Below are 23,558 nucleotides of genomic sequence, written 5' to 3'. Positions count from 1 at the left end.
GCCAAATCAACCGCCCGCGATGGGTGGCCAAATGGCCAACACATCATCGGGAGTCAATATTTTGGAGGCACGGTCGGCCGGGTCCACATACACGCCGTTGACTAACACCAGGTGGGTCAACTTTTCGGGCAGGTGAAACTGATCGATCACTTGCTGCACGGTGCTGCCGTCATTCACCTGCAAGCGAACCGCGTTGTCCGCACGGTTCGCCGGCAAATAGTCGGTCAGTGTTGCAAAGAGCTTGAAGGTAATTTCCATGTACTTTGAGACTGAGCGCAAGCCAGATAGGCTTCCATTAATCGGGTTGGATCTTCGAGCAAATGATCTTTCCATTCGCCCAAGTGGATTTTGCCCTGAATCAGACCCCGCATGACGCCAACATGGTTCGTTAGCCCCAAACTGGTTGCACCAATCAGTACATCGCCAAGAAATTCCAAACGCATGTAGGAAAATTCGTCCTTGTTTTGCAACTCGACGCTTTGCCCACCCTCTGCGCCCCACCACTGCCCAAACGAGGCAGCGATCAAACCCAAAGTATCCAGCACGTTCATCGCCAAACTGCCTTGTGTTTGTGTGCCCTGCCCCATCATGTTCTGGGCGGCAATGCGTGCATCATCAGCCGCAGCCGGTTGAATCATGTTCACGGTTTTCTCACCGGTTGAGAAATCGCGAACCTGGGCCACGTCGCCAGCAGCATAAACATCTTTGACGTTGGTTTGCATGTGGTCATCCACCAGCAATCCCTGATCCACCTGCAAGCCACTGCCTTCCAGAAAATCAAGGTTGGGTTTTACGCCTGTGGCGGAAATGACCAAGTCTACTTCCAGCACTTCGCCGTTCGAAAGTTTTGCACGCAAGGGTGCACCATCTTTCGCAGCCACCGCAGTGCCAAATCCAATCGCCGAACCAATTTTCTCAATCAGGCTTTGCTGTTGGGACTGGCTGCCCACTTCAATGGCCTCAACTTTCGTTGAACAGTGCACGTTCACGCCTTTTTTTATGCACCAGTCGCGAATCATCGAACCCGCACCTTCGGTCATCATGCGCGGCACCATGCGGTTGCCCATTTCGACCACAGTCAGCTTGACGCCACGCAAGGCCAGCGCTTCCATAATGATGCAACCAATGAAGCCCGCACCCATTTGCAACACGCGTGAACCTGGCTTGGCCAACTCAATAATTTGCCGTGCGTTTTCCAGTGTCCAGCACGGGTGTACGCCCGGCAAATTCACCCCGGGAATGGGTGGCGAAATTGGGCGTGCGCCAGTGGCAATCAACAGCTTGTCGTATTCAAGTACATCGCCGTTGTCCAACATCACTTTTTTAGCGGCAGTGTCCAGCCTGGTGGCGCGTGCGCGAATTTCCTGAATATTCTGCTTCTTGAAATGATCGGGGTCTTTGCGAAGGTAAGTACCCTGCTCGCCCACCTTGCCAATCAGCAGGTAAGGAATCGCCATGCGGGAGTATGGGGGTTCCGGTTCGGCACCCACCATCACGATTGAATCGCGTGGTCGCTGCTTGCGAATTTGCTCGGCAGCGACCACCCCCGCAGGCCCGTTACCCAGGATAACGTGCCGTGTTGGAGTGTTTCCAGTCATAGCCCCAAACGCTCCAGTGTTGCCGAGGTTGGGCGCCCTTCGGTGTCCCAGCCACGCAACTCAAAGTACTCAGGCAGCATTTTGTCGATGCCATTGACCAAACCTTTGGCGGGCCCCACTTTCGCGGCGTCTTTCTTCAAACGTGCAGGAAGATCATCGTCGGCTTTGGTGAAACCGGCTTCCAGGTTGAACTGACGCTCCATGTTCCAGATGCGTTCACCCATGGTTTCCAGATTGGCCATGTCGAATTCATCGCCACAGGCTGCAGCCACCTGGGGCTGCACATCGGCCAGTGTCCAGGCAAAGCTGGTGAACACGCAAATGCCTGCGGAGTCGAACACAGCCGTTGCATCCTGGAATGCTTTCACCAAGGCGGGCTTTCCATCGGTCACCAGTGGATCGGTTTTCACAGGAATGCCCAGCACTTCAGAAGCAACCGTGTAACCACGCAAGTGGCAGGCACCACGGTTGGACGTGGCATAGGCCAGGCCCATGCCCTGAATACCGCGAGAATCGTAAGCCGGGAATTCCTGGCCCTTCACGCTCATCGACAATTCAGGGTGGCCGTACTTGGCAGTCAAGCGCTTGGAGCCCTGACCAATTTCAATGCCAAAACCTTCGCCATTGCACGTGTCTTCACTCAGCTTCACCAGTGCTTGCGCGGAACCAAATGGCGCCTTGCAACCCAGTTGTGCTTCAGTCAACACGCCCATTTCATACAGTTCCATCACGGCAGACACCGTGGCACCCAAAGAAATTGGATCAATGCCGTGCTCGTTGCACAGGAAGTTCACGTAGGTGAGTGCTTCCAGATCGTTTACACCGTTCGATGAACCCAAAGCCCAGGCTGCTTCGTATTCCAGACCACCTGAAGCACCGTGGTATTGGGGCTTGTTTTCCACGGTGAAGTGGGTTTCATCAATTTTGGAAATGCGTCCGCAAGCAATGGTGCAACCAAAACAGGCCTGGTTGGTGACCAGGTTGGCCTTGCCGTCGGTTTTGCGGGGCTCATGCATTTTCTCGCCAGAGATGTCTTTAGCGCCGTCGAAGATCACATCGCGGTGGTTGTTGGTGGGCATGGCACCCATTTCGTTAATCACGTTCATCAACACCTGCGTGCCATAGGTGGGCAGGCCTGTGCCGGTTACTGCGTTCTCTGCGAGAATTTTTTTCTTCTCGTAAGTCACCTTCATGAATTCCTTGGGGTTGGAAATATTGCCAACGCCCTTGGTGCCACGCACTGCAATGGCTTTCACGTTCTTGGAACCCATCACAGCGCCAACGCCTGAACGGCCGGCAGCGCGATGCAAGTCGTTCACAATGGCTGCATACAGCACCTGGTTCTCACCGGCCTTGCCGATTGAGCACACACGCATCAGCGGGTCCTGGTGCTTGGTCTTGATGGCGGGTTCTGTGTCCCACACGCTCTTGCCCCACAGGTCAGAAGCGTCCATCAACTTTGCACTTTCATTTTCAATCAACAGGTACACAGGCTTGGGCGATTTGCCCTCCATGATTACCATGTCCCAACCAGCGCTCTTCAATTCATTGCCAAAGTAACCACCTGAATTGGAGCAGGCAATTGCGCCAGTCAGCGGGCCTTTGGTGATCACTGAATAGCGGCCGCCTGTGGAAGCCATGGTGCCTGTCAGCGGGCCTGTTGCATAAATAATTTTGTTGTCGGGCGAAAGTGGATCCACTTTCGCATTCACTTCTTCCACAAAGTACTTGGTGGCCAAACCACGCTGGCCAAGGTAGCTTTTCGCCCAATCCATTCTCAAGTCTTCGCTGGTGCAGGTGCCTGCTGTCAGGTTCACGCGCAGTACTTTACCGGTCCATGCCATTTGTATTACTCCCTTCTCTCTGTTCTATTCAATGGTCAACGAGTTACGCGTGAGCCTGGTTGCTCAGCTTCTCGGCCCACTGCTTCATTTTGTCCAAACCAGTCCAGTTGGAATCCACAAAAGTGATTGCGCCAGTTGGGCAGGCAGTTGCACAGGCAGGGTCGCCACCGCACAGGTCGCACTTTTGTACCTTGCCGGTTTCCTGAACGTAGTTGACCGTACCAAACGGGCAGGCAATGGTGCACACCTTGCAACCCACGCAGGTGTCTTCCGACACCACTTTCACCCCATTGGTTTTGTCCATGGTGATCGCTTCAACTGGGCAGGCATGCAAACACCAAGCCTCATCGCACTGAGTACAGGTGTAGGGCACTTTTTTGCCCGTGTGGTGGAAGTCGAACACCTTGATTCGAGACAATGAGGTGTTGAACACCTGATAGTTTTCATAGCTACACGCCATTTCACACTGAAGGCAGCCCGTGCATTTGTCAGGCGTGATATGAAGAGATTTTTGCATCCCGTTGTTCCTCGCTTCTTTGGTTATTTGTTTTGGGCACTACATACATGCGGTCTTATGCAATAAGCCTGCCAACTTGAAAAGAAATTTTCGATGGGTCCCGGCAACACTTTTCCGAGTTTTGACGCTTGGGGTTTTCCCGATGCAACACAACTGTTCCAAAGTGAAACAGTTGTTCCAACAAAAAAGCCCCGCATGTTGTTGCGAGGCTTCCCATGGAAATGATCTGAAATGAGTTCAGCCGGATCAGGGCCTCATGTACTTCACGCCGTAGCTGGCAAAAATCTTCTCGATTTCGCCACTTGCCTTCAGTTCATTCATGGCCACAGTCAGTTTTTCCGCCAACTCTTTGTTGCTTTTCTTGGTAGCCATACCCACTGCCCAACCCTTGGGCGGCAGTGAATTGTGCGGAACCTTGGATACGTAATAATCAGCTTTTTTGTCCGGGTGCTGGTGCAAAGCCCATTCAAGCTCGGCCCGAGTAGCCATGACCGCCACCAACTCACCGTTCACCATCGCGTCGACCGCTTCTTTGGGAGTTTTGAAGTTCACCAAATTGTCGGCATAAGCCGCGCCATCGGCGCCCGCCAACATAATGCTTGGCAAAGCAGCCGCTTCGGCACCAATTTTATTGCCCGCCTCCGAGAACGGCTTCAGGCTGTCCAGCGTGGGCAACTTCTTCACATTACGCGCCACGAAAATATCGTCACGGGTGTAAGGAGAGAAGAACAACGCCTGATCCTCTTTTTGCATGATGTACGCATCCACTGGCGCATGCATCAAAATATCCGCAGGCGCTCCAGCCAGGTAGTGGCCACGCGTCACCATGTTTCGAATGTCGTCCGAAAACTCCTCGTCTTCCGTAAACGCGCGCACCCGCAAACCCAAGCCCAATTTCGCTGCAAGGGCTTTGGCAATGTCCACATCAATGCCTTTGCCCTCGTGCGAGTAAGGCGCCAGATAATTGTAAACAGCCACGGTCAAAACGCCCGAGGCTTGCACCTTGGCCCAGTCCGACAGTTCTTGCGCCAAGGCACTGGCCTGAAAAGAAAAGGCCAGAAGGGTTGCGCCAATTGCTTTGATGATTGGAAATCGACACGCTTGAACAAACGCAGTCATGTATTGTCTCCTGCTTGGGATATGTGCCTTGGATGCACTTTTATTGTTTGAAGAAGCTGGAACCGGCAAGCGCAATTACTTTACTTGCCGGGCTCCACATTGAATAACAACCCGGCCATTACTCGGCTGGACGAGTCTCAACATAAGCCTTGATGGCCCAAATGGCCTCCTGACTCAAAATACCGGCGAATGCAGGCATATACACGCGATCGCCGCGCACCTTGCCACCCAGCACCGAGTTGCGGAAATACACATCCATCTCGGTCTTGCACTCCTGCTTGGCTTTCTTGCCTGCAAATGAATCGCACTCAGCATTCATTTTGCGCAGGTCGGGGGAAATGCCGCCGCTGATGACCTCTAGACCGTGACAACGGGCGCAGTTCTGGTTGTAGGCCGAGCTGCCCACGCGGATCGCTTCCTTGTCGCCGGTGTAGGGATTGTTCTCCAGCATGTCGTCACCCAAAGGTTTCAAAGTCGACACATCGACCACCTGCGGGGTTACATCACCATGGGCCATTGCCACGGAAGCGGCAATTGAAAAAACGGTTGCCACAAGGGCTTTACGAACTAACATCACAACTCCTGTATTTCTAAGAATGATTCAACACGAGGTAGGTACTGCAATCCCCATGCCACCCTATTCATTCGTATTTGTGAATTAGTTTTACCAATTGTGACATATGGCGAACCCTATGGCCTCGTTGAGTAATCTGTGCTACTTTTTATCAGAACGTGTTTCATTTTGGAACACATTGAATTGAGTTGGCACAGTGCTTGCATTGGGCAACATGGCAGCTGAAATATCAATACAACCAAAAACATTCAGCGCTTCAAGTTGCACCCAAAAACATACTTATAAAACGCAGCACCACAAGAAGCAGGAGACATGGATGGCATTCTTATCCGAGCGGGATGGCGGCAGCCTCGCATCCAACGCCCAAGTGATTGAATTGATCGACCCGGGCACAGAAGGGCACCTCGAATTCATTCGGCGTGCGCACCAGCGCTCAACAGCAGCGGGTTTGGACACCACATCCAAAGTGGACATCGCGCCACCGCCCAGCAGCGCACTTCGGGAATTGATCGAGAAAAACAACCGGTTGAAGTCGTGCGCCCTGCCCTTCATGGAAACCCTGTATGAACAGGTGGTGAACACCCACAGCATGGTGCTGCTGACCGATGCCAGCGGCACGATCATCGAATCGCTGGGCGACGATGATTTTCTGGTGAAAGCCCAGAAGGTTGCGCTGGCCCCCGGCGTGACATGGAGTGAAGAACACAAAGGCACCAACGCCATTGGCACAGCCCTGATTGAAGAGTTGCCCACCGTTGTACATGGGCAAGATCACTTTCTGGATGTGAACCGTTTTCTGACCTGTTCAGCCGCCCCGATTTTCGACCCCAATGGCGTGGCCATTGGTGTGCTTGATGTAACAGGTGACTATCGCAGCTACCACCGCCACACCATGGGCTTGGTGCGCATGTCGGCGCAAATGATCGAAAACCATTTGTTCAACAGCTCGTTTCAAGACGCAATCATTGTTCAGTTTCACCAACGCGGCGAGTTTTTGGGTTCTGTGGTGGAAGGCGCAGCAGCCTTCTCACCTGCCGGTAAATTCCTGGCGGCCAACCGGGCAGCCATGGTGCAATTCGGCATGTCAGCCAATGCGCTGAAAAGCCACACCTTCAGTTCACTCTTCGGCATGCCTTTGTCAGCCTTGATTGACCACTACCGCACCTGCAACCCCATTCCACTGATTCTGTGTTTGCACAATGGCAATCAGGTTACCGCACGTGCCAGCTTGGGCAGTGTAGGCCGAGGCAGAATTTTCGACTCTGTGGGCTTGGTGAAAAACAATTCCGATGCGGCTGTGATACAAAACCAGGCACCAGCCACGCAAAAAGCAAACACCACCTGTCAAAAAAGCCCCCACTTGTCCAGCCTCAAATACCTGAACACCGGTGATCCACAAGTGGCCAAGATCATCGAGAAAGTGTGCAAGGTGATCGACAAGGACATTCCTATCCTGATTCTCGGTGAGACAGGAACCGGCAAGGAAATTCTCGCGCAGGCGATTCACAACGACTCACCCCGTCATGACAAACCTTTTGTGGCTGTCAATTGCGCATCAATTCCTGAAACCCTGATCGAATCTGAATTGTTTGGATACGAAGACGGTGCATTCACCGGCGCAAAAAAGAAAGGCTCGCAAGGACGCATTTTGCAGGCCAATGGCGGCACGTTGTTTCTGGACGAAATCGGTGACATGCCAATTTCATTGCAGGCCCGTCTGCTGCGTGTTCTGCAGGAACGGGTCGTTACGCCACTGGGCAGCCAGAAAAGCATTCCGGTCAATCTACAAGTAATTTGCGCCACGCACCGTAATCTGCGCGATCAAATTGCAGCAGGGCAGTTCCGCGAAGACCTTTATTACCGCCTGCACGGCTTGGTGGTGCGCATTCCCGCACTGCGTGAACGCACCGACCTCCAAAAGATCATTCAACGCATTCTCGAAAATGAATCGCACAACCCGCGCATTCGCGTGTCTCCTGAAGTGATGAGGGCATTCACGACGCATGCATGGCCCGGCAATATTCGCCAATTGACCAATATTTTGCGCACCGCCAGCGTCATGACCGACGAAGCAGAAACCATTGAGTGGGACCACCTGCCTGATGATTTCCTCGACGAGTGGCGTGCCTTGCGACTGGACAACAAAGCAAGGCAAGCTGAGCCACAGCCAGAGCCAATTGCAACAGCAGACGAGCGTCAACAAACTTCACGCACGACTACACCTGCTGCGGGTACACGCCCACAGTTCAGTGTGCGCAGTAACTTCTCTGTGCAAACCAAAATTGCGGCACCCACGAAACACAAACCCGGTGCTTTTGATGTACAGGTACATCACCGGTCTGGCATGGCACCCAAGAGCAACGGACTTGATCAAACATTCAGCAAGTTCAGGGAAGGTCGATTTGACAGCTGGACGCACAGTCCAAAACTCGCTGGCCGGGAAGAACAGATCAATACACTGCCGCAGTCACCACGCTTCAAAGAAGACAGCTACGATACCCGCGCCTATGACGCACGCGCGCAAGGCTACCTGGGATCAAGGCAAGCCACAGCCAGAGCGCAGGTTGAGAATCCGATTAACCTGGATGACCTCGAATCTCGTGCCATTCAGGACGCGCTGGAAACCTGCCGTGGGAATGTCAGTGCAGCTGCAAGAATGTTGGGAATCTCCAGAAATACAATTTATCGACGATTGAATTCGAAGTAACTCTCCTTCATCAAGCTACCTTTTATCGTCAGAAAAACCACCCAATGATCGGGTGGTTTTTTTTGGCACAAACCAATTGAACAGTTGTCACAAAACTGTCATTCAGTTGCTCCAGCCGCACACATTTCTGTTTCAAAGCGCACCGCCTGACGCACATCAAGTGCACTGCTCCACGTTGTCGTCAAAAATCCTACATTTTTATTTAATTCAATAAAATCAATAGCTTAAATACTGGCATGTCTTTTGCCCTAGTCCCCTCAAGCCAGTTCTACCCTGCGGTGTGCTGGCGAGCTTTAGAAGACAAACAAGCAGCAACCTTTAAAAACTAAAACTGGAGGGTTGATCTTATGATCAGCAAAAAATTAGTAGCAGCTTCCATCTTGGCAGCAATGGGGACTTCGGCACACGCAATCGGCTTCAAGGCCGGTGAGTGGGAAATGGATTTGTCTGGTTCAGTCAACGCCTATTACAACACAACAAGTTGTGACAACGCGGGCGCGGCCGCCAGCGGTGCTCTGGGCCTGTGTGGTGGCGCGGCCACAGGTCAAGATCAAACATCAATTCAAAACGGCCTGCTTCCAGGTTTCATTATTTTTACAGCCTCCACCAAGCAAGCCGGTTACGACTTGAAAGCAGTAATTTCTATTGATCCAGGTACAACAAACAACAACGGCGCTGCGGGTGGCGTAGGCCAAAACGTAGGCGATCAGCGACGTGTATTCTTGCAGTTCGGCAACGAAACCATGGGTACGATCAAGGCCGGTCGCGACATTGGTCTGTTTGGCCAAAACGCAATCTTGAACGACATGTCACTGTTGGCGGTGGGTGGTGGATCAGGCTACAACGGCGCATTGAATACCACGCTCGGTGGAATCGGATCTGGTTACATCTACACTGAATTTCAGCCTCAAATCACTTACACAGCACCTGCATTTGGCAATCTGAGTTTGTCTGGTGGTGTATTCCAGCCAAAACAAATTGGTGGCGCTGAAAGCGATTCCCCAGGAATGCAAGCTTTGGCCTCCTACAGCTTGGGCGAGAGTGGAAAACTTTGGGCTGCCTTGATCAATCAATCGCAATCGGGTGCAGCTGGCGCCCCCGATGCCGACCTTACTGGCTTCGAAGCCGGCGGTACATTGAACTTCGGTGCCCTGTCATTGACAGGTAATTACTTCACGGGCGAAGGCCTTGGAACCACACTGATTGGTTTCGGCGGTCGCGACGCTGCCAACGGTGAGCGTGATTCTGATGGCTACCTCGTCCAAGCAACTTACAAGGTCGGTAATACCAAGTTTGGTGTTAACTATGGCTCTTCGACACTGGATGCCACTGCCGCTGACCGCACTGCCAATGCCATCATGCTCGAAGAAACAAACCAAATGGTATTGGGTGTGTACCATAACTTGACTCCAAGTCTGACATTGGCTGGCGAGTACATCACCAATGAACAAACTTACCAGTTGGGTGCTCCAGCAGCGAAAGGTGAATCCAATACAATCGCAGTCGGCGCAATCCTGTTCTTCTGATCGTTAACCACCCTCCGTTAACGATTGTCCCAAGGCGCGAGCTCACAAGGCTCGCGCCTTTTTGCATTGTGTTTCAAACTGCAACAGTTTGAACAGTCGAAATACCCGGGAAAACGATCATTTCCCACATTACAAAAATACCGACAAACTAGCCTGCAAGGCACGGGAATTGCTTTTTAAACTTCGAGGACGAACAAAACGGCGAGAGCCAAGTTCTTCACCCAAGCCATGTGCCAAGGTGCATTTTAACAAAGCAAAAAGGAGGATATTTCATGCAGTGGACTACACCATCATTCGTTGACATGCGTTTCGGTTTCGAAATCACCATGTACATTGCCAACCGTTGATTTGACGGTTCGCACAGCCCCGGATAGCCTTTCAGGCTGGCGGGGTTTTTTTTACCCCTGAAAAAAGCAACCATGAAAATCAAAGTTCTGGGTTCCGCAGCAGGCGGAGGTTTCCCACAGTGGAACTGCAACTGCAACAACTGCCAGGCCGTCCGGGCCAAGGCACCGGGATACACCGCGCGCACCCAGTCGTCGATTGCGATATCGGATGGGTCTGCCAACTGGATATTGGTGAATGCCTCGCCCGATATTCTGACGCAAATTAAGAACACACCAGAACTGCAACCCAACCGCGGCCCACGCGACACCGGCATTGCTGCCGTCATTTTGATGGATGCACAAATTGACCACACCACGGGCCTGTTGATGATGCGCGAGGGCAAAACACCCATGCGCCTGTTCACCACTCCGGCTGTGTGGGAGGACCTCACCAACGGCTTGCCGCTGGTGCCGACACTGGGATTTTACTGCGGTGTGAAATGGACACCGCTGTGCACCGAATGTGATGACCCCTTGACGATAAGCCCGCTGGACAGCATCAAGATCAAATCAATTCCATTGATCAGCAAGGCGCCACCTTATTCCCCCAGCCGCTACGCCCAACGTCGTGGCGACAACATTGGTTTGTTGATCGAAGACACCAACACCGGCAAGAAAGTGTTTTATGCCCCCGGCCTTGGCGAAATTACACCCGACATTCTGCCGTTCATGCAGGCGGCTGATGTGTTGATGGTCGACGGTACGTTCTGGACCGAAGATGAAATGGTCACACAAGGGTTTTCCCAGAAAATGGCAGCCGACATGGGGCACCTGCCGCAAACTGACAAGCCGGGCAAGCGCGGCTCGGGCATGATCAGCCAGCTGCGCCAGTTTGAAACCCAACGCAAGATCCTGATTCACATCAACAACACCAACCCGATTTTGTATGAGCATGGCGACGAGCGCGCCATTCTGGCCGACAATGGAATTGAAGTGTCCTTTGACGGCATGGAGATTCTTGCATGAGCAGTAACAAAGCCTGGAGCAAAAAGGAGTTCGAAGAACGCTTGCGCGCAAAGGGCGACCGCTATCACATTCACCACCCATTCAACGTGGCCATGCGTGAGGGCAAACTGAGCCGGGAACAACTGCGCGGCTGGGTGGCAAACCGCTTTTATTATCAAGTGTGCATTCCGCAAAAAGACGCTGCGGTGATGGCCAATTGTGACGATCGCGAAACCCGTCGCCGTTGGGTGCAGCGCATTCTGGATCACGATGGCTGGGAAGGCAATGCTGGCGGCATTGAAGCCTGGAGTCGCCTGGGTGAAGCAGTAGGCATTGACAAAGACGTGCTGTGGAGCCAGCAACTGGTGCTTCCAGGCGTGCGTTTTGCAGTGGACGCCTACGTGAATTTTGCCCGCCGCGCGCCCTGGCAAGAAGCGGTGTGCTCATCGTTGACTGAAATGTTTGCACCAGAAATTCACAAGCAACGCCTGAGCAACTGGCCCAAAGACTACAAATGGGTTGCACCTGAAGGTTTGAATTATTTTCGCTCCAGAATCAGCCTGGCGCAACGCGACGTTGAACATGGCCTGGAAGTGACCTTGAATTATTTCAAAACCCGTGCCCAACAGGAACGTGCACTTGAAATTCTGCAATTCAAACTGGACGTGCTTTGGAGTATGTCCGATGCGATTGCACTGGCGTATCCCGACAAGAGAAAAAAATGAACACAGAAACCACCCAAGCCTTGCCAGAGCACCCCAAGCTGAATCGCCTGTTCCGATTGCAATACGAAGAAGCGCAAAAGACCTATGTGCTGCTGTACCCCGAGGGCATGGTGAAACTGAACCAATCGGCCAGCGAAATTTTGTTGCTTTGCGATGGCAGCCGAACCGTGAATGCCATTGTTGGTGCGCTTGAAACCAAATTCAATACAAGCGGACTCGAGGCCGATGTACGCAGCATGCTGCAAGAAGCCGCACGCCGAAACTGGCTGGACGCATGAGCAGCCCCAGCGATACCACAACACGCCCTGCAGGCCCTTTGTGGCTGCTGGCTGAACTCACCTATCGTTGCCCATTGCACTGTGTGTTTTGCTACAACCCTGTCGATTACAAAAGCAACACCAATGAACTGAGCACCGCCGAATGGAAAGAAACCATGAAGCAGGCCCGCGCGCTGGGTGCGGTGCAACTGGGCTTTTCCGGTGGAGAGCCACTGCTGCGCGATGACCTCGAAGAACTGGTGGCCTACGGACATGAACTGGGCTACTACACCAACCTGATTACATCGGGCATTGGTTTGAAACCCACGCGACTGGATGCATTGAAAGCCGCAGGCCTTGACCACATTCAAGTGAGTTTTCAGGACGCAACCCAGGCCGCAAACGATGCGCTCAGCGACACCAAAACATTTGCCAAGAAACTGGAAATAGCCACCGCTGTAAAAGCGGCTGGCTGGCCCATGGTTCTGAACGTGGTGCTACACAGGCTGAATCTGGATCACATCGATTCAATCATCGAACTGGCGGTAAAGCTTGGCGTTGAATATCTTGAACTGGCCAACACGCAATATTACGGCTGGGCATTCAAGAACAAGGCGGCGCTGATTCCTACCCATGAACAGTTGAAACATGCCGAGGAACGCGTAGCGGCATGGCGCGAGAAACTGGGCAACACCATGAAGTTGTTGTTTGTGGTACCCGACTATTTCGAGAAGACACCCAAACCCTGCATGAGCGGGTGGGGCAATGTTTTTCTCAGCATCAGTCCCGATGGCACCGCACTGCCGTGTCAGGCAGCACGCATGTTGCCAGGCTTTGAATTTCCAAATGTGAAAACCAGTACGGTTGAACACATTTGGTATGAAAGCGATGGTTTTACCCGCTACCGTGGCGATGCGTGGATGAAAGACCCCTGCCGCACCTGCCCCGACAAAGCCAAGGATTACGGCGGTTGCCGATGCCAGGCCTACCTGATCACCGGCGATGCCACCAACGCCGACCCGGTGTGCCACAAGTCGCCCGATCACGAAAAAGTAGTCGCGTTTGTGGATGCAGCCCAGCGGCGTGACAACCCCAACAACTACCTGAAAGTTCAAAAGCCCGAACAGCAAGCATTGGCCAACACCGCCGAGGTGCCCGTGGTATGGTATCGCAGCGATCACAACAGCTTGCACCTCAGCAAAAACGGCTCTTGAACACCCACAACAACGCAACCGACACCACCATCCGCCTTCACGCACAGGGCCTCTCTTTCTCCTGGGGAGAACGGCAGGCACTGAGCAATGTCAGCCTTGATTTGAACGCAGGCGAAATGTTTGGCCTGCTTGGCCCCAATGGCGCAGGAAAAACCACGCTGATCAGCTTGATTGCGGGCCTGATTACGCCCGACCAGGGCGAACTCTCGGTGTTGGGCTACAGCACCCGCAGGGCGGCCGATCTTGCCCGAAAAAATCTGGGTTTCGTGTTTCAATCGGTGTCACTGGACCGCTTCATGACCGTGGAGGAAAACCTGCTGTTTGCCGCAGGTTTACAAGGTTTAAACAAGGCACAAGCCAAAGCCAACCTGGCACACCTGTACACCATTTTCCCGATACAGGCGTGGTTAAACCGCACTGTGGGAAGCTTGTCTGGCGGACAGAAAAGACTGGTAGACATTGCCCGCGCCATGGTGCACAAACCGGGTGTACTCATACTCGACGAACCCACCACCGCGCTGGACGTACCGTCGAAGAACAGTGTGTGGCAAACACTGAAAACCCTGCAGGCCATTGACGGTCTCACTATTTTTATTGCCACGCATTTGATGGACGAAGCCAACAGCTGTGACCGGGTGGGATTCCTGAACGAAGGTCAATTAAGCTGGCTGGGCACACCAGCACAAGCGCTGGATGAACTGCCCGACCAAAGCGTGACCAGCGTGCGAACCGCCACCTTGGCGGACTGGTTTGTCTGGAAAATGAATGGCGGAGCGCACTGAGCATGTTGATGCAATTCTATTGGGCTGTAATCCGCCGTGAAAGCGTGAAACTTTTGAAGCAACGCGACCGCCTGGCAGCTGCCATGGTGCGCCCGGTGCTGTGGTTGTGGATTATCGGCGGCGGCATGCAGGCACTGGCTGGCGGAGACTACACCGCCCGATTACTGCCTGGTATTGTGGGCATGACCCTGCTATTTGGCGGCATGGTGGGTGGCCTGAGCATCGCACTGGACAAAGACGCAGGCACCATGCGTTTGCTGGTCACAGCGCCTGTAAAAACCCATCACATATTGATTGCCAAAACCCTGGGGGCCGCCATCGGCGCACTGGTGCAAATGGGCCTGTTAATTGTCCTGCTGTTGGCGCTTGAAGGCCTTTATACCCTGTTGTTTCCCCTCGGGTTTGATTTACAAAACGTACTGCCTTGGGTAGGCCGTACCTTGTGGCCTCAACTGCATGTGCTATTGCCCGGCGCTGCACTGGCTGCTTTGGCCTGTGCTGCATTGGGTGTGTTGTGCGGCACTTTCGCCAAGTCGATTGACGGATTTGCCGTCATGATGAACTTCGTGATTTTCCCGGTGTTCTTTTTCAGTGGGGCCTTATACCCCATCGAGCCCATGCCAGCGCTTGCACGCTGGGTAGCCTTGGTCAATCCATTTTCCTACTGCGTTGACCTGCTTCGCCACGCCTTCAGCAGCCATGCTGAATTTGGATTGATGTTCGCCACCTTGGTACTTCTCGGAGCGACTGTCGCCATGTTGACAGTGGCCACCTGGAAGTTCTCGCAAAGTGGTGCAGCCGTGCCCTTGAATCAATAATTAACTATTTATAAATAGTTTTTGTAGAGATTCTCTCTATTTTTTATTAGCACGATCGTTCGTATTTTTACTTACAATACCCCTCGAAAACTCCATTCTTACAAACGGACCCACGAGGACGACATGAAACAATCCCCTTTTCAATTGCATGCCATCAGCTGCGCATTAACAACCCTTTGTTTTGGCATGATTGGTCAAGCCAACGCCGCCGGTTTCGCGCTGAATGAGCAAAACGCCAGCGGTGCTGGTGTGGCCTATGCAGGCAAAGCCGCCATTGGCGAAGACGCCAGCGCCGCATGGTTCAACCCAGCCAGCATGAGCGGCCTGAAAGAACGCCAGGTGGTATTGGGCGGGCATTACATTGATTTGAACAGTGAGTTCAACAACGAGGGCACAACAACACCCGCAGCCATGCCAGGTAACCCTGGCCGCAATGTCGGCGATTTTGGAGCCGAAGGCTACATACCCAATTTTCATTTGGTAGTCCCCTTTAACAGCAAAATCAATCTCGGCCTGTCAGTGGCTACACCATTCGGTCTGAAAACGGACTATCAAGCCGACTGGATTGGTCGCTTCCAGGGCATCACTTCTGACATCAAATCGCTGAATATCAACCCCTCCGTTTCCTACAAAGTGAACGATCAGTGGTCTGTAGGTGCCGGTGTGTCTGCACAAAAACTGGATGCAAAACTGAGCGCCTCCACTGTACTCGGACTCAATACCGAATCACTCACCACCATCGCAGGCGATGGCTGGGGATATGGTTTCAATTTGGGTGTAATGGGACAGGTTACGCAAGCAACGCGCGTGGGTATTGCATACCGCTCTGCGATCGAACAGGATCTCGAGGGCAACGTGACTTTCAGCGGTCCCGCTGCTGCTACTCAAAACAGCAATCTGGTCAGCAAAATTCGTCTTCCCTCCTCACTCAGTATCTCCAGCGTTAGCGAACTCAACTCCAAATGGCAGTTGCTCGCAGACGCCACATGGACGGAGTGGAGCACGATTCAGAAACTTCAATTCGACCGTGTAAATGCCGGCGGCGCAGCGGCACCCATTCCGGTACAAGACTATGAATGGAAAAACAGCTGGCGCTTTGCAGTGGGTGGCATTTACAAATACAGCGACACCATCAACCTGAAGGCTGGTGTGGCTTACGACATCACGCCCGTACCTGATGAACGCCGCAAAGTGCGCTTGCCGGATGAAGACCGCATCACTTTCGCTGTGGGCTCACAGTACAAATTAGACAAAGCCACCACCTTCGATGTGGCCTTCCAGTATGTGATGCCCGACAAGGCAAAAATTGACAGCACTGAGGGAACTGGCGGTGCACAAAGCCGAGTCTTGGGCACTGCCGAAGGCGATGCTTTCATTTTGTCAGGTCAGGTGTCGTACAAGTTCTAAAAGCTGTAAACGAAAAAATGCCCGGCACAAGGCCGGGCAGAAAAGACGCATTCGTTTAGGAGACTCACAAACCGCCACAACTTTTTCCGACTCCCAATCAATGCCGGAAAAAGGTCCCAAGGAGCAATTTGTTTCAACCGTTTGCGTCAATAAGTTCCCTGCGGAGCAGGCAGAAAACTTGGGGGTGAAAATGACAACACTTCTAAAACGCTCTACTACTTCACTACTCACCAAACTACCCCACACGGGGCAGTTTGATGTTCTTCACAAACTGATCACTTGCTGTCGAACAGTTTGAATACCCACACGGAACCACCTTGTTCGAGGTAGTTCACTTTGCTGGCCACGTCTCCGCCCCAAAGGGGTACGGCACCGCCCCAACCAGACACAACCGCCACATACTGCTGACCGTCCTTGCCTTTCCAGGTTACGGGTGGCGCAACCACGCCAGAACCTGTCTGGAATTTCCACACTTCCTTGCCGGTTTTGGCATCAGCCGCCTTAAGATAACCTTCTGGAGTACCCCAGAACACCAGGTTGCCGCCGGTCGTCAGAACACCGCCCCACAAAGGCGCGTTGTTGGTGATTTCCCATTCGATCTTGCCGGTCTTGGGGTTCATCGCACGCAATGCGCCGATGTAGTCAAAGCCAGGCAATGTCTTGATGGTGAAACCGGCACCCAGGTAAGCCGCACCTTTCTTGTAGGTGATTGGCTCGTTCCAGATTTCCATGCCCCACTCGTTGGCAGGCACATAGAACAAACCTGTGTCAGGGCTGTAAGCCATTGGCTGCTGGTTCTTGCCACCCAAAAATGATGGTGCTGAGAACACTGTTTCGCCTTTCTTGCCGTCCATCTTGGTGGGGTCACCAGGGCGGTTGGCAGGGTCGAAAATCGGACGACCTGTCTTCATGTCGATGCCCTTGGCCCATGTGATTTTCTTCACGAATGGGAAGGCGTTTTCCAGCTTGCCGGTTGTGGCGTCGTTCACATACATGAAACCGTTGCGGTCGGCTTTGGCGCCAACGCGCTTGCCATTCATGTCAAAGGTCACGAACTCGTTCACACCGTCATAGTCCCAACCGTCGTTGGGTGTGGACTGATAGTGCCACTTGATCTGACCGGTTTTAACATCGATCGCAACTGTGGAAGTGGAGTACAGGTTGTCACCTGGGCGCAGGTGGCTGTTCCAGGGTGCAGGGTTACCAGTACCGAAGTAGGCCAGGCCTGTCTTGCTGTCGTATGTACCGCCCAGCCATGTGGCTGCGCCACCGGTTTTCCACATGTCGCCTTTCCAGGTCGCATTGGTGGTGCCGGAAATGCCTGCTTCTTTCTTGTTGCCGTCTTTGTCGAAGGTGTAACCCATGTGGCCTTCAACAGTGGGGCGATACCAAACCATTTCACCAGTCTTGGCATTGCGCGCTTCAACACGACCGACCACACCGAATTCACCGCCAGACACACCAGTCAACACCAAACCGTTGGCGATGATTGGCGCAGCTGTGTTGGAGTAACCCGCTGCGTAGTCGTCAATCTTGTCTTTCCACACCACCTTGCCAGTGTTCTGATCCAACGCGATCAACTGGGCATCCAGTGTCGAGAAAATTACCAGGTTGTCATACAGGGCCGCACCACGGTTCACCACGTCGCAGCAAGGCATGATGCCTTCTGGCAGGCGGTGCTCGTATTTCCACAGCTTTTCACCTGTGGCAGCGTCCAGTGCGTAAATGCGTGAATAGGAACCGGTGACAAACATTTTGCCGTTGTGAATCACAGGCTGGCTTTCCTGGCCGCGCTGCTTTTCACCACCGAACGAGAATGACCAGGCTGGAACCAGCTTGCCAACGTTCGATACGTTAATGTCTTTCAATGGGCTGTAACGCTGACCCTCTGTGCCCATGCCCCAGGAAAGAATGTCGCCTGTGGATTTGGCATCGTTTTGAATCATTGCGTCTGTCACAGCGGCAGAAGCCACTGCTGGAATCGCCAGTGCGGTTGCTACCATCGCGCTAAGCAGAGTTTTGCGCATTATTTGTTTCTCCTCTCATCATCCGTTACTTTGAGGTTCTCGCCCTTCGTTTGCAGAGTCGGGGCTACCCGAGTCAAACCTAGCGCAAGCTTCATGCCAAGTAGAAGATTTAATCTAAATAAAAATTTTATTCAATAAAATCAGTGCCTTATAAAATCCACCTAATTTCCTTAATTTCGCCTGTCGCGACAAGTAAAAAAAGAGACAGTTCTGTGACATTGCAACAGCACATCTGTTCAGCAACACACAAACTGTCCCGTTTTGACACACTTGGTACAGCGTTAACCCTGATTGCTACGCTCAGAATCCGCCCAAAGCCTGCTTTTCATACAAAGGATACAAAGTGGTCACATTGCGATAAAACTCAGCTGGGTAAGCAGCAAAATTCTGGAATCGCTCGGGCGCACCTTTCTTCATGACGTCATTCATTTCCTCGCCCATATTGGCTGCGTCGGTTAGCCGTTTGTCCAGCCAGCTAAGGTAATCCAGCGTTTGGTCGATTGCCTCGCTACCCCAACTCACCGGGCCGTGGCTGGGCACCACCACCTTGGGCTTCAGCGCTTGAAGCTTTTTCAGGCTTTCAATCCAGGGCTTTAACTTCGCATGCGGCGTGGTCACTATGCGCTGGTAAAACACCAAGCCGCCTGCCCACATCACTTTGCTGCCTGGATCAAACAACACCAGATCTGAATCGGTGTGGCCTTTCAACTCCAGGGTTTCAATGGATTTGTCACCGAAAGTTTTCAACTTGCCCGGCACAATCGTCTGCGTGGGAAATACGCTTTCTGTGGCTTTCATCCAGTCGCCACACAAACGGTACAGATTGGTTTCATACAAGGCGGCTTCCGCCTTGATACCTTGAATAGTCAGCCTGGTGGCAGCCAGTGTTTCTTGGGGATAAGCCTGATTGCCCAAAAAATAATCCGGATGAAGATTCAGTGCCACCACCTTCTTCACGGGTTTGTTCTTGCTGACCGAGTCGATCAAAGCCCGCTGCTGCTCGCCATAAATACGCGAGGTCCCGGTGTTGATCACATACACACCCGAATCATCGACATAAAAACCAGTGTTAATAATGTTGCAACCATTGGCCTGAGAAAAATCATCGTTCGAACCAGCAATCACATACCAGCCACCCGCCAGTTTGGTGGCTTTCAAACCGTAATCAAGGTTGGCTTTATCGGGTGTTGGTTTGGCAATATTGGGCAGCTCAGCCAGCGCAGGGGCAACAGGAACAATAAACGTGGATGCGGCAAATAGTACGCGCACTGCTTTGCACAAATTCATTGGGTAACCTTTGCATCAATACGGTTGCCATTGTTGTCACGCCCCACCAGGCTGATCGGCCCCACTGGTTTCTTGTCAAAATCAAAAGAAAACAAGGGGTTCTCTGACACGGGCTCAAAGGGGTACAGTTTGGCCAGCACTTGTTTGTTCTGGTCTTGCAAAATCATTTCTTCAATGTAAAAGGCGGGTACACCAGCCACCAAACCGGTGTCCATGGGGTGCGACACTTGCACACGCAAGCGCGCATCGTCTCGCAACTGATTGGCATCAAACATTTTGCCGGCCACCTTGTTCAAAGTTTGTGGCCAACTGCCATCAGCCCGCGTTGCGCCGGGCACAGTGCAACCACCGCCAGCCGCTTCAATGAAGGCATAACCCACATGCCACACGCCGTCTTCGGTCAGTGCGGCCACACGAATGGGACTGGCTTGCTCCAGCTTGAAACGAAAATTCAAAGCAGGCTTGGCCTTCTCGGGAATAAATTCCAACACCTTGCGAATCGGGTTTCTGTCCACCAGCACCACGATTTTCTTCACCTTGCCCAAAGCTGAGGCATCGAATGACACTGGTACATTCATGGCGTCTTCAGCAAACAAGGGCACTGTGACCTTGATTCTGGAGTCGAACACGGTTTTCGCATCCGCCTCAAAAAATTGCCCTTTCATGTCAGGCCACTGCATGGAACCCAGCGGGTCGCCACCCGTCAAATCGCCTTTCACTGCACCCAGTTCTATCGGTGCAGCAAAAACCGGGCTGGCGAAAAAATTGCTCACCACCACGACACCACTTACCAGAATCCCCACAGGGATTATTTGAAGAATCGATTGTTTTGTACTGCTGAACATCATGATTACCTGTCTCCTGCTTTTTGTAATCTGTCAGAATGCAAGCAATCGACATGCCTGTATTCGCAAATGCTCAATCTAAAAATATCCGCGCGTTGGAAAAAAGACGACGGTCAGTTTGTTGAACTGGACCAACGCATGTTGAACACCTTGAAAACCATCGATACGGCTGGCTCCATTTCGCTGGCCTGTAAAGCGCTGGGCGTTTCTTACCGTACCCTATGGTCGCAAATCCAGCAATACAACCAAATGCTGGGCGAAGATCTGGTGGCCACTCACGGGCGTGCCGGCGCTTGCCTCACGCGGTTCGGGCACAAATTGATCTGGATGGTGGAACAAGGCAATGTGCGCGTGGCGCCCGACCTGGGTACAGTGGGTGAACAACTGAATGCCGAGTGGCTGGACATTGATCAAAACAAACCCTGGATCAGTCTGGCGCTGAGCGACGACCTGGTGCTACAAAACCTGTTTCAAAACACCGCTTTGTACAAAAAACTGCAACTGTCGCTGCGGTGGTCGGGCAGCATTGCAGCGCTTTCCGCCCTTCACCGCGGCGAAGTGCGCGTGGCTGGCTGCCACTTGCCAGTGGGGCTTGAAGAACATTCGCATGTTCACCAAATCATGCGCCGCTGGTTGCGTGGCTCGAACCTCAGCGTCATTGAACTGTTCGAGCGCGATATCGGCTGGATGAGCCGCCCAGCGGCCACACCACCCACGCTGGAAGATGTGGCCCAACGGCGTGCCCTGCTGGTAAACCGAAACTCGGCTTCATCAACCCACCACCAACTGGATGCGTTGATCACCAAAGCCTGCCTGAAAGCCGAAGATCTGCCCGGATTCTTCCACGAAGAAAACTCCCATTTGGCAGTGGCTTGCACCATTGCTGCCGGTCACGGTGATTTAGGCTTGGGGATTCGCGCTGCGGCCGACCACTATGGTCTGCAGTTTAGGCCCGTGTCCAAAGAACGCTACTTTTTGGTGTTGCACAACAGTGATCTGCAATACCGGGCGCTGGATATTTTGTTGCCCTGGTTGCGCAGCGCAGAAGTACTCGAGCATGTAAAAAATGCAGCAGGTTACAAGCCATTGAACTTGGGCAGAACGCAGGCACTGGAATTATTTCTCAACGAGATTCAGGCCAACTAACCCCCCCCCACATTTGAGTGTGTCAAATGTGTGCAGCGCAACAATATTATGCAAAGAATTGCATAATAAGTACACCGCCCATCAAGTTACCCTGCCCAAAGTCCTGCAGATTTATTCCTAATTGCATTTCAACAAAGATCGACTGCGGAAACGTGCTTCCGGAAATTGTCCCCAATCGACACTGGCATGACCGTTGCGCAATGTGCCCTACCTACATCAACACAACAAGGAGTTAGGGACATGAACATGGTTGACGAATTAAAGCTGGGCGTGGCTTTCCCCTTCAAAGCCAAATACGACAATTTCATCGGCGGCCAATGGGTGGCCCCAAAGAACGGCCAGTACTTTGACAACGTGACCCCGGTTACCGGCCAAGTGCTTTGTCAGGTGGCCCGATCACAAGCCGAAGACATTGAACTGGCGCTGGATGCCGCCCATGCCGCCAAAGACTCCTGGGGCAAACGCTCACCCACCGAACGTTCCATGATTCTGAATCGCATTGCAGACCGCATGGAAGAAAACCTGCGCCTGATCGCGGTTGCTGAAACGCTGGACAACGGCAAACCGTTGCGCGAAACCATGGCTGCCGACATTCCGCTTGCCATTGATCATTTCCGTTACTTTGCCGCCTGTATTCGCAGCGAGGAAGGCAGTATTTGTGAAATTGATCACCAAACCTACGCCTACCATTTCAACGAGCCGCTGGGCGTGGTTGGGCAAATCATTCCCTGGAATTTTCCGATACTGATGGCCGCCTGGAAGCTGGCCCCAGCATTGGCAGCGGGCAATTGCGTGGTGTTAAAGCCTGCCGAACAAACACCCGCCTCCTTGCTGGTGGTGATGGATTTGATTGCTGATTTGCTACCGCCCGGCGTGCTGAATATTGTGAACGGCTTTGGACTGGAAGCGGGCAAACCACTGGCCAGCAATCCGCGCATTGCAAAAATTGCCTTCACGGGTGAAACATCCACAGGTCGATTGATCATGCAGTACGCTGCGCAAAATCTGATCCCGGTCACGCTTGAATTGGGTGGCAAGTCACCGAATATTTTCTTCTCCGACATCATGGAGGCAGACGATGCCTTCTTCGACAAAACCCTGGAAGGCTTCGCCATGTTTGCCTTAAACCAAGGCGAAGTGTGCACATGCCCTTCCCGCGCACTGATTCAGGAGGACATCTACGACGCTTTCATTGAACGTGCCATTGAACGGGTAGGCAAAATCAAGCAGGGCAATCCGCTGGATGAAAGCACCATGATCGGCGCGCAAGCCTCTTCAGAACAGCTGGAAAAAATCCTGAGTTACATCGATCTGGGTAAACAGGAAGGCGCGAAGTGCCTGATCGGTGGCGAGCAAAACAAACAAGGTGGCGACCTAGCCGGTGGCTATTATGTGAAGCCCACTGTTTTTCAAGGGCACAACAAAATGCGTATTTTTCAGGAAGAAATTTTCGGCCCGGTGCTGTCAGTGACTACCTTTAAAGACGAAGCCGAAGCCCTGCAAATTGCCAATGACACCCTGTACGGTTTGGGCGCAGGTGTGTGGAGTCGTGACGGCGCACGCGCTTTCCGCATGGGCAGGGCTATTCAGGCCGGCCGCGTGTGGACCAACTGCTACCACCTGTACCCGGCACATGCCGCATTTGGCGGCTACAAGCAATCGGGTATTGGTCGCGAAAACCACAAAATGATGTTGCACCATTACCAGCAAACCAAAAACCTGCTGGTGAGTTACAACCCCAACGCACTGGGTTTTTTCTAAGTTCGTAAAGCGATGTAAGTAGTACGAACCGCTCGGCCCGACACGGGTTGGGCGGTGTTTTGGTTGAACCGGA

General features: G+C 52.8%; 21 protein-coding genes. 12 read left to right on the top strand and 9 right to left on the bottom strand.

Annotated elements, in window-relative coordinates; all coding sequences use genetic code 11:
* Positions 1-6: 6 nt before the first annotated feature.
* From LMED105_RS11555 to pedF, 6 genes are all read right to left on the bottom strand, one after another.
* A complete protein-coding gene (locus LMED105_RS11555) occupies positions 7-258 on the bottom strand; it encodes a MoaD/ThiS family protein (protein ID WP_008251422.1) in 252 nt (83 codons plus the stop codon).
* Entirely contained in the window at positions 225-1,598 is a 1,374-nt protein-coding gene (locus tag LMED105_RS11550) for an NAD(P)/FAD-dependent oxidoreductase (protein ID WP_008251421.1), read from the bottom strand. The genes LMED105_RS11555 and LMED105_RS11550 overlap by 34 nt, the downstream gene beginning before the upstream one ends.
* Positions 1,595-3,442, bottom strand: a complete 1,848-nt coding sequence (locus tag LMED105_RS11545) for an aldehyde ferredoxin oxidoreductase family protein (protein WP_008251420.1) — start codon at positions 3,440-3,442, stop codon at positions 1,595-1,597. Before LMED105_RS11545 ends, LMED105_RS11550 begins: the two co-directional genes overlap by 4 nt.
* Positions 3,443-3,485: 43 nt before the next feature.
* Positions 3,486-3,959, bottom strand: coding sequence for a 4Fe-4S dicluster domain-containing protein (locus LMED105_RS11540; RefSeq protein WP_008251418.1), 474 nt, complete (start codon positions 3,957-3,959; stop codon positions 3,486-3,488).
* 246 nt (positions 3,960-4,205) lie between these two features.
* A complete protein-coding gene (locus LMED105_RS11535; protein ID WP_008251416.1) occupies positions 4,206-5,078 on the bottom strand; it encodes an ABC transporter substrate-binding protein in 873 nt (290 codons plus the stop codon).
* 118 nt (positions 5,079-5,196) lie between these two features.
* Positions 5,197-5,652 (bottom strand): cytochrome c-550 PedF, encoded by a 456-nt coding sequence (gene pedF / locus LMED105_RS11530; RefSeq protein ID WP_008251415.1) that lies wholly within the window; start codon positions 5,650-5,652, stop codon positions 5,197-5,199.
* Between the two features lie 316 nt (positions 5,653-5,968).
* Here pedF and LMED105_RS11525 point away from each other — a divergent pair, with 316 nt between their 5' ends.
* From LMED105_RS11525 to LMED105_RS11480, 10 genes are all read left to right on the top strand, one after another.
* The gene (locus LMED105_RS11525) at positions 5,969-8,359 is read left to right on the top strand and encodes a sigma-54-dependent Fis family transcriptional regulator (protein ID WP_008251413.1); all 2,391 of its coding nucleotides are present in this window, start codon (positions 5,969-5,971) and stop codon (positions 8,357-8,359) included.
* Positions 8,360-8,706: 347 nt separating this feature from the next.
* The gene (locus tag LMED105_RS11520; protein WP_008251411.1) at positions 8,707-9,885 is read left to right on the top strand and encodes a porin; all 1,179 of its coding nucleotides are present in this window, start codon (positions 8,707-8,709) and stop codon (positions 9,883-9,885) included.
* Between the two features lie 272 nt (positions 9,886-10,157).
* Positions 10,158-10,232 (top strand): pyrroloquinoline quinone precursor peptide PqqA, encoded by a 75-nt coding sequence (gene pqqA, locus LMED105_RS17095; protein WP_083797182.1) that lies wholly within the window; start codon positions 10,158-10,160, stop codon positions 10,230-10,232.
* Positions 10,233-10,304: 72 nt separating this feature from the next.
* On the top strand, positions 10,305-11,237 hold the full coding sequence (pqqB, locus tag LMED105_RS11510) for a pyrroloquinoline quinone biosynthesis protein PqqB (RefSeq protein ID WP_008251409.1): 933 nt from the start codon (positions 10,305-10,307) through the stop codon (positions 11,235-11,237).
* Positions 11,234-11,941 (top strand): pyrroloquinoline-quinone synthase PqqC, encoded by a 708-nt coding sequence (gene pqqC / locus LMED105_RS11505; protein WP_008251408.1) that lies wholly within the window; start codon positions 11,234-11,236, stop codon positions 11,939-11,941. Before pqqB ends, pqqC begins: the two co-directional genes overlap by 4 nt.
* Complete coding sequence (gene pqqD, locus LMED105_RS11500) at positions 11,938-12,219, top strand: pyrroloquinoline quinone biosynthesis peptide chaperone PqqD (protein ID WP_008251407.1); 282 nt, start codon at positions 11,938-11,940, stop codon at positions 12,217-12,219. Before pqqC ends, pqqD begins: the two co-directional genes overlap by 4 nt.
* A complete protein-coding gene (gene pqqE, locus LMED105_RS11495) occupies positions 12,216-13,412 on the top strand; it encodes a pyrroloquinoline quinone biosynthesis protein PqqE (RefSeq protein ID WP_008251406.1) in 1,197 nt (398 codons plus the stop codon). The genes pqqD and pqqE overlap by 4 nt, the downstream gene beginning before the upstream one ends.
* On the top strand, positions 13,409-14,194 hold the full coding sequence (locus LMED105_RS11490; RefSeq protein ID WP_008251405.1) for an ABC transporter ATP-binding protein: 786 nt from the start codon (positions 13,409-13,411) through the stop codon (positions 14,192-14,194). Before pqqE ends, LMED105_RS11490 begins: the two co-directional genes overlap by 4 nt.
* Before the next feature lie 2 nt (positions 14,195-14,196).
* The gene (locus LMED105_RS11485; RefSeq protein WP_008251404.1) at positions 14,197-15,012 is read left to right on the top strand and encodes an ABC transporter permease; all 816 of its coding nucleotides are present in this window, start codon (positions 14,197-14,199) and stop codon (positions 15,010-15,012) included.
* Positions 15,013-15,135: 123 nt separating this feature from the next.
* Positions 15,136-16,419, top strand: coding sequence for an OmpP1/FadL family transporter (locus LMED105_RS11480; RefSeq protein WP_008251403.1), 1,284 nt, complete (start codon positions 15,136-15,138; stop codon positions 16,417-16,419).
* 275 nt (positions 16,420-16,694) lie between these two features.
* On the opposite strand, the gene LMED105_RS11475 is transcribed toward LMED105_RS11480, so the two are convergent.
* The 3 genes from LMED105_RS11475 to LMED105_RS11465 form a co-directional block, all read right to left on the bottom strand.
* Positions 16,695-18,446, bottom strand: coding sequence for a PQQ-dependent methanol/ethanol family dehydrogenase (locus tag LMED105_RS11475; protein WP_008251402.1), 1,752 nt, complete (start codon positions 18,444-18,446; stop codon positions 16,695-16,697).
* A gap of 300 nt (positions 18,447-18,746) precedes the next feature.
* Entirely contained in the window at positions 18,747-19,733 is a 987-nt protein-coding gene (locus LMED105_RS11470; RefSeq protein ID WP_008251400.1) for a quinoprotein relay system zinc metallohydrolase 1, read from the bottom strand.
* Positions 19,730-20,581: a quinoprotein dehydrogenase-associated SoxYZ-like carrier gene (locus tag LMED105_RS11465; RefSeq protein WP_008251398.1), complete on the bottom strand. Its 852-nt coding sequence runs from the start codon at positions 20,579-20,581 to the stop codon at positions 19,730-19,732. Before LMED105_RS11465 ends, LMED105_RS11470 begins: the two co-directional genes overlap by 4 nt.
* A 66-nt stretch (positions 20,582-20,647) precedes the next feature.
* On the opposite strand from LMED105_RS11465, the gene LMED105_RS11460 reads away from it, so the two are divergent.
* The gene (locus LMED105_RS11460; protein ID WP_008251392.1) at positions 20,648-21,724 is read left to right on the top strand and encodes a substrate-binding domain-containing protein; all 1,077 of its coding nucleotides are present in this window, start codon (positions 20,648-20,650) and stop codon (positions 21,722-21,724) included.
* Between the two features lie 240 nt (positions 21,725-21,964).
* Positions 21,965-23,485 (top strand): aldehyde dehydrogenase, encoded by a 1,521-nt coding sequence (gene adh, locus LMED105_RS11455; protein WP_008251391.1) that lies wholly within the window; start codon positions 21,965-21,967, stop codon positions 23,483-23,485.
* Positions 23,486-23,558 lie beyond the last annotated feature (73 nt).

It is taken from the genome of Limnobacter sp. MED105 (assembly GCF_000170915.1).
Lineage (GTDB): Bacteria > Pseudomonadota > Gammaproteobacteria > Burkholderiales > Burkholderiaceae_B > Limnobacter.
This window is presented reverse-complemented; position numbering and strand designations above follow the sequence as displayed.

What these genes read in the sequence shown, in the direction of transcription:
- LMED105_RS11525 (WP_008251413.1), top strand. Translation starts at nt 5,969, where the DNA reads ATGGCATTCTTATCCGAGCGGGATGGCGGCAGCCTCGCATCCAACGCC.
- pedF (WP_008251415.1), bottom strand. Translation starts at nt 5,652, where the DNA reads ATGTTAGTTCGTAAAGCCCTTGTGGCAACCGTTTTTTCAATTGCCGCT.
- pqqD (WP_008251407.1), top strand. Translation starts at nt 11,938, where the DNA reads ATGAACACAGAAACCACCCAAGCCTTGCCAGAGCACCCCAAGCTGAAT.
- LMED105_RS11460 (WP_008251392.1), top strand. Translation starts at nt 20,648, where the DNA reads ATGCTCAATCTAAAAATATCCGCGCGTTGGAAAAAAGACGACGGTCAG.
- pqqE (WP_008251406.1), top strand. Translation starts at nt 12,216, where the DNA reads ATGAGCAGCCCCAGCGATACCACAACACGCCCTGCAGGCCCTTTGTGG.
- LMED105_RS11475 (WP_008251402.1), bottom strand. Translation starts at nt 18,446, where the DNA reads ATGCGCAAAACTCTGCTTAGCGCGATGGTAGCAACCGCACTGGCGATT.
- pqqC (WP_008251408.1), top strand. Translation starts at nt 11,234, where the DNA reads ATGAGCAGTAACAAAGCCTGGAGCAAAAAGGAGTTCGAAGAACGCTTG.
- LMED105_RS11540 (WP_008251418.1), bottom strand. Translation starts at nt 3,959, where the DNA reads ATGCAAAAATCTCTTCATATCACGCCTGACAAATGCACGGGCTGCCTT.
- LMED105_RS11465 (WP_008251398.1), bottom strand. Translation starts at nt 20,581, where the DNA reads ATGATGTTCAGCAGTACAAAACAATCGATTCTTCAAATAATCCCTGTG.
- LMED105_RS11485 (WP_008251404.1), top strand. Translation starts at nt 14,197, where the DNA reads ATGTTGATGCAATTCTATTGGGCTGTAATCCGCCGTGAAAGCGTGAAA.
- pqqB (WP_008251409.1), top strand. Translation starts at nt 10,305, where the DNA reads ATGAAAATCAAAGTTCTGGGTTCCGCAGCAGGCGGAGGTTTCCCACAG.
- LMED105_RS11480 (WP_008251403.1), top strand. Translation starts at nt 15,136, where the DNA reads ATGAAACAATCCCCTTTTCAATTGCATGCCATCAGCTGCGCATTAACA.
- LMED105_RS11535 (WP_008251416.1), bottom strand. Translation starts at nt 5,078, where the DNA reads ATGACTGCGTTTGTTCAAGCGTGTCGATTTCCAATCATCAAAGCAATT.
- LMED105_RS11550 (WP_008251421.1), bottom strand. Translation starts at nt 1,598, where the DNA reads ATGACTGGAAACACTCCAACACGGCACGTTATCCTGGGTAACGGGCCT.
- adh (WP_008251391.1), top strand. Translation starts at nt 21,965, where the DNA reads ATGAACATGGTTGACGAATTAAAGCTGGGCGTGGCTTTCCCCTTCAAA.
- LMED105_RS11520 (WP_008251411.1), top strand. Translation starts at nt 8,707, where the DNA reads ATGATCAGCAAAAAATTAGTAGCAGCTTCCATCTTGGCAGCAATGGGG.
- LMED105_RS11545 (WP_008251420.1), bottom strand. Translation starts at nt 3,442, where the DNA reads ATGGCATGGACCGGTAAAGTACTGCGCGTGAACCTGACAGCAGGCACC.
- LMED105_RS11470 (WP_008251400.1), bottom strand. Translation starts at nt 19,733, where the DNA reads ATGAATTTGTGCAAAGCAGTGCGCGTACTATTTGCCGCATCCACGTTT.
- LMED105_RS11555 (WP_008251422.1), bottom strand. Translation starts at nt 258, where the DNA reads ATGGAAATTACCTTCAAGCTCTTTGCAACACTGACCGACTATTTGCCG.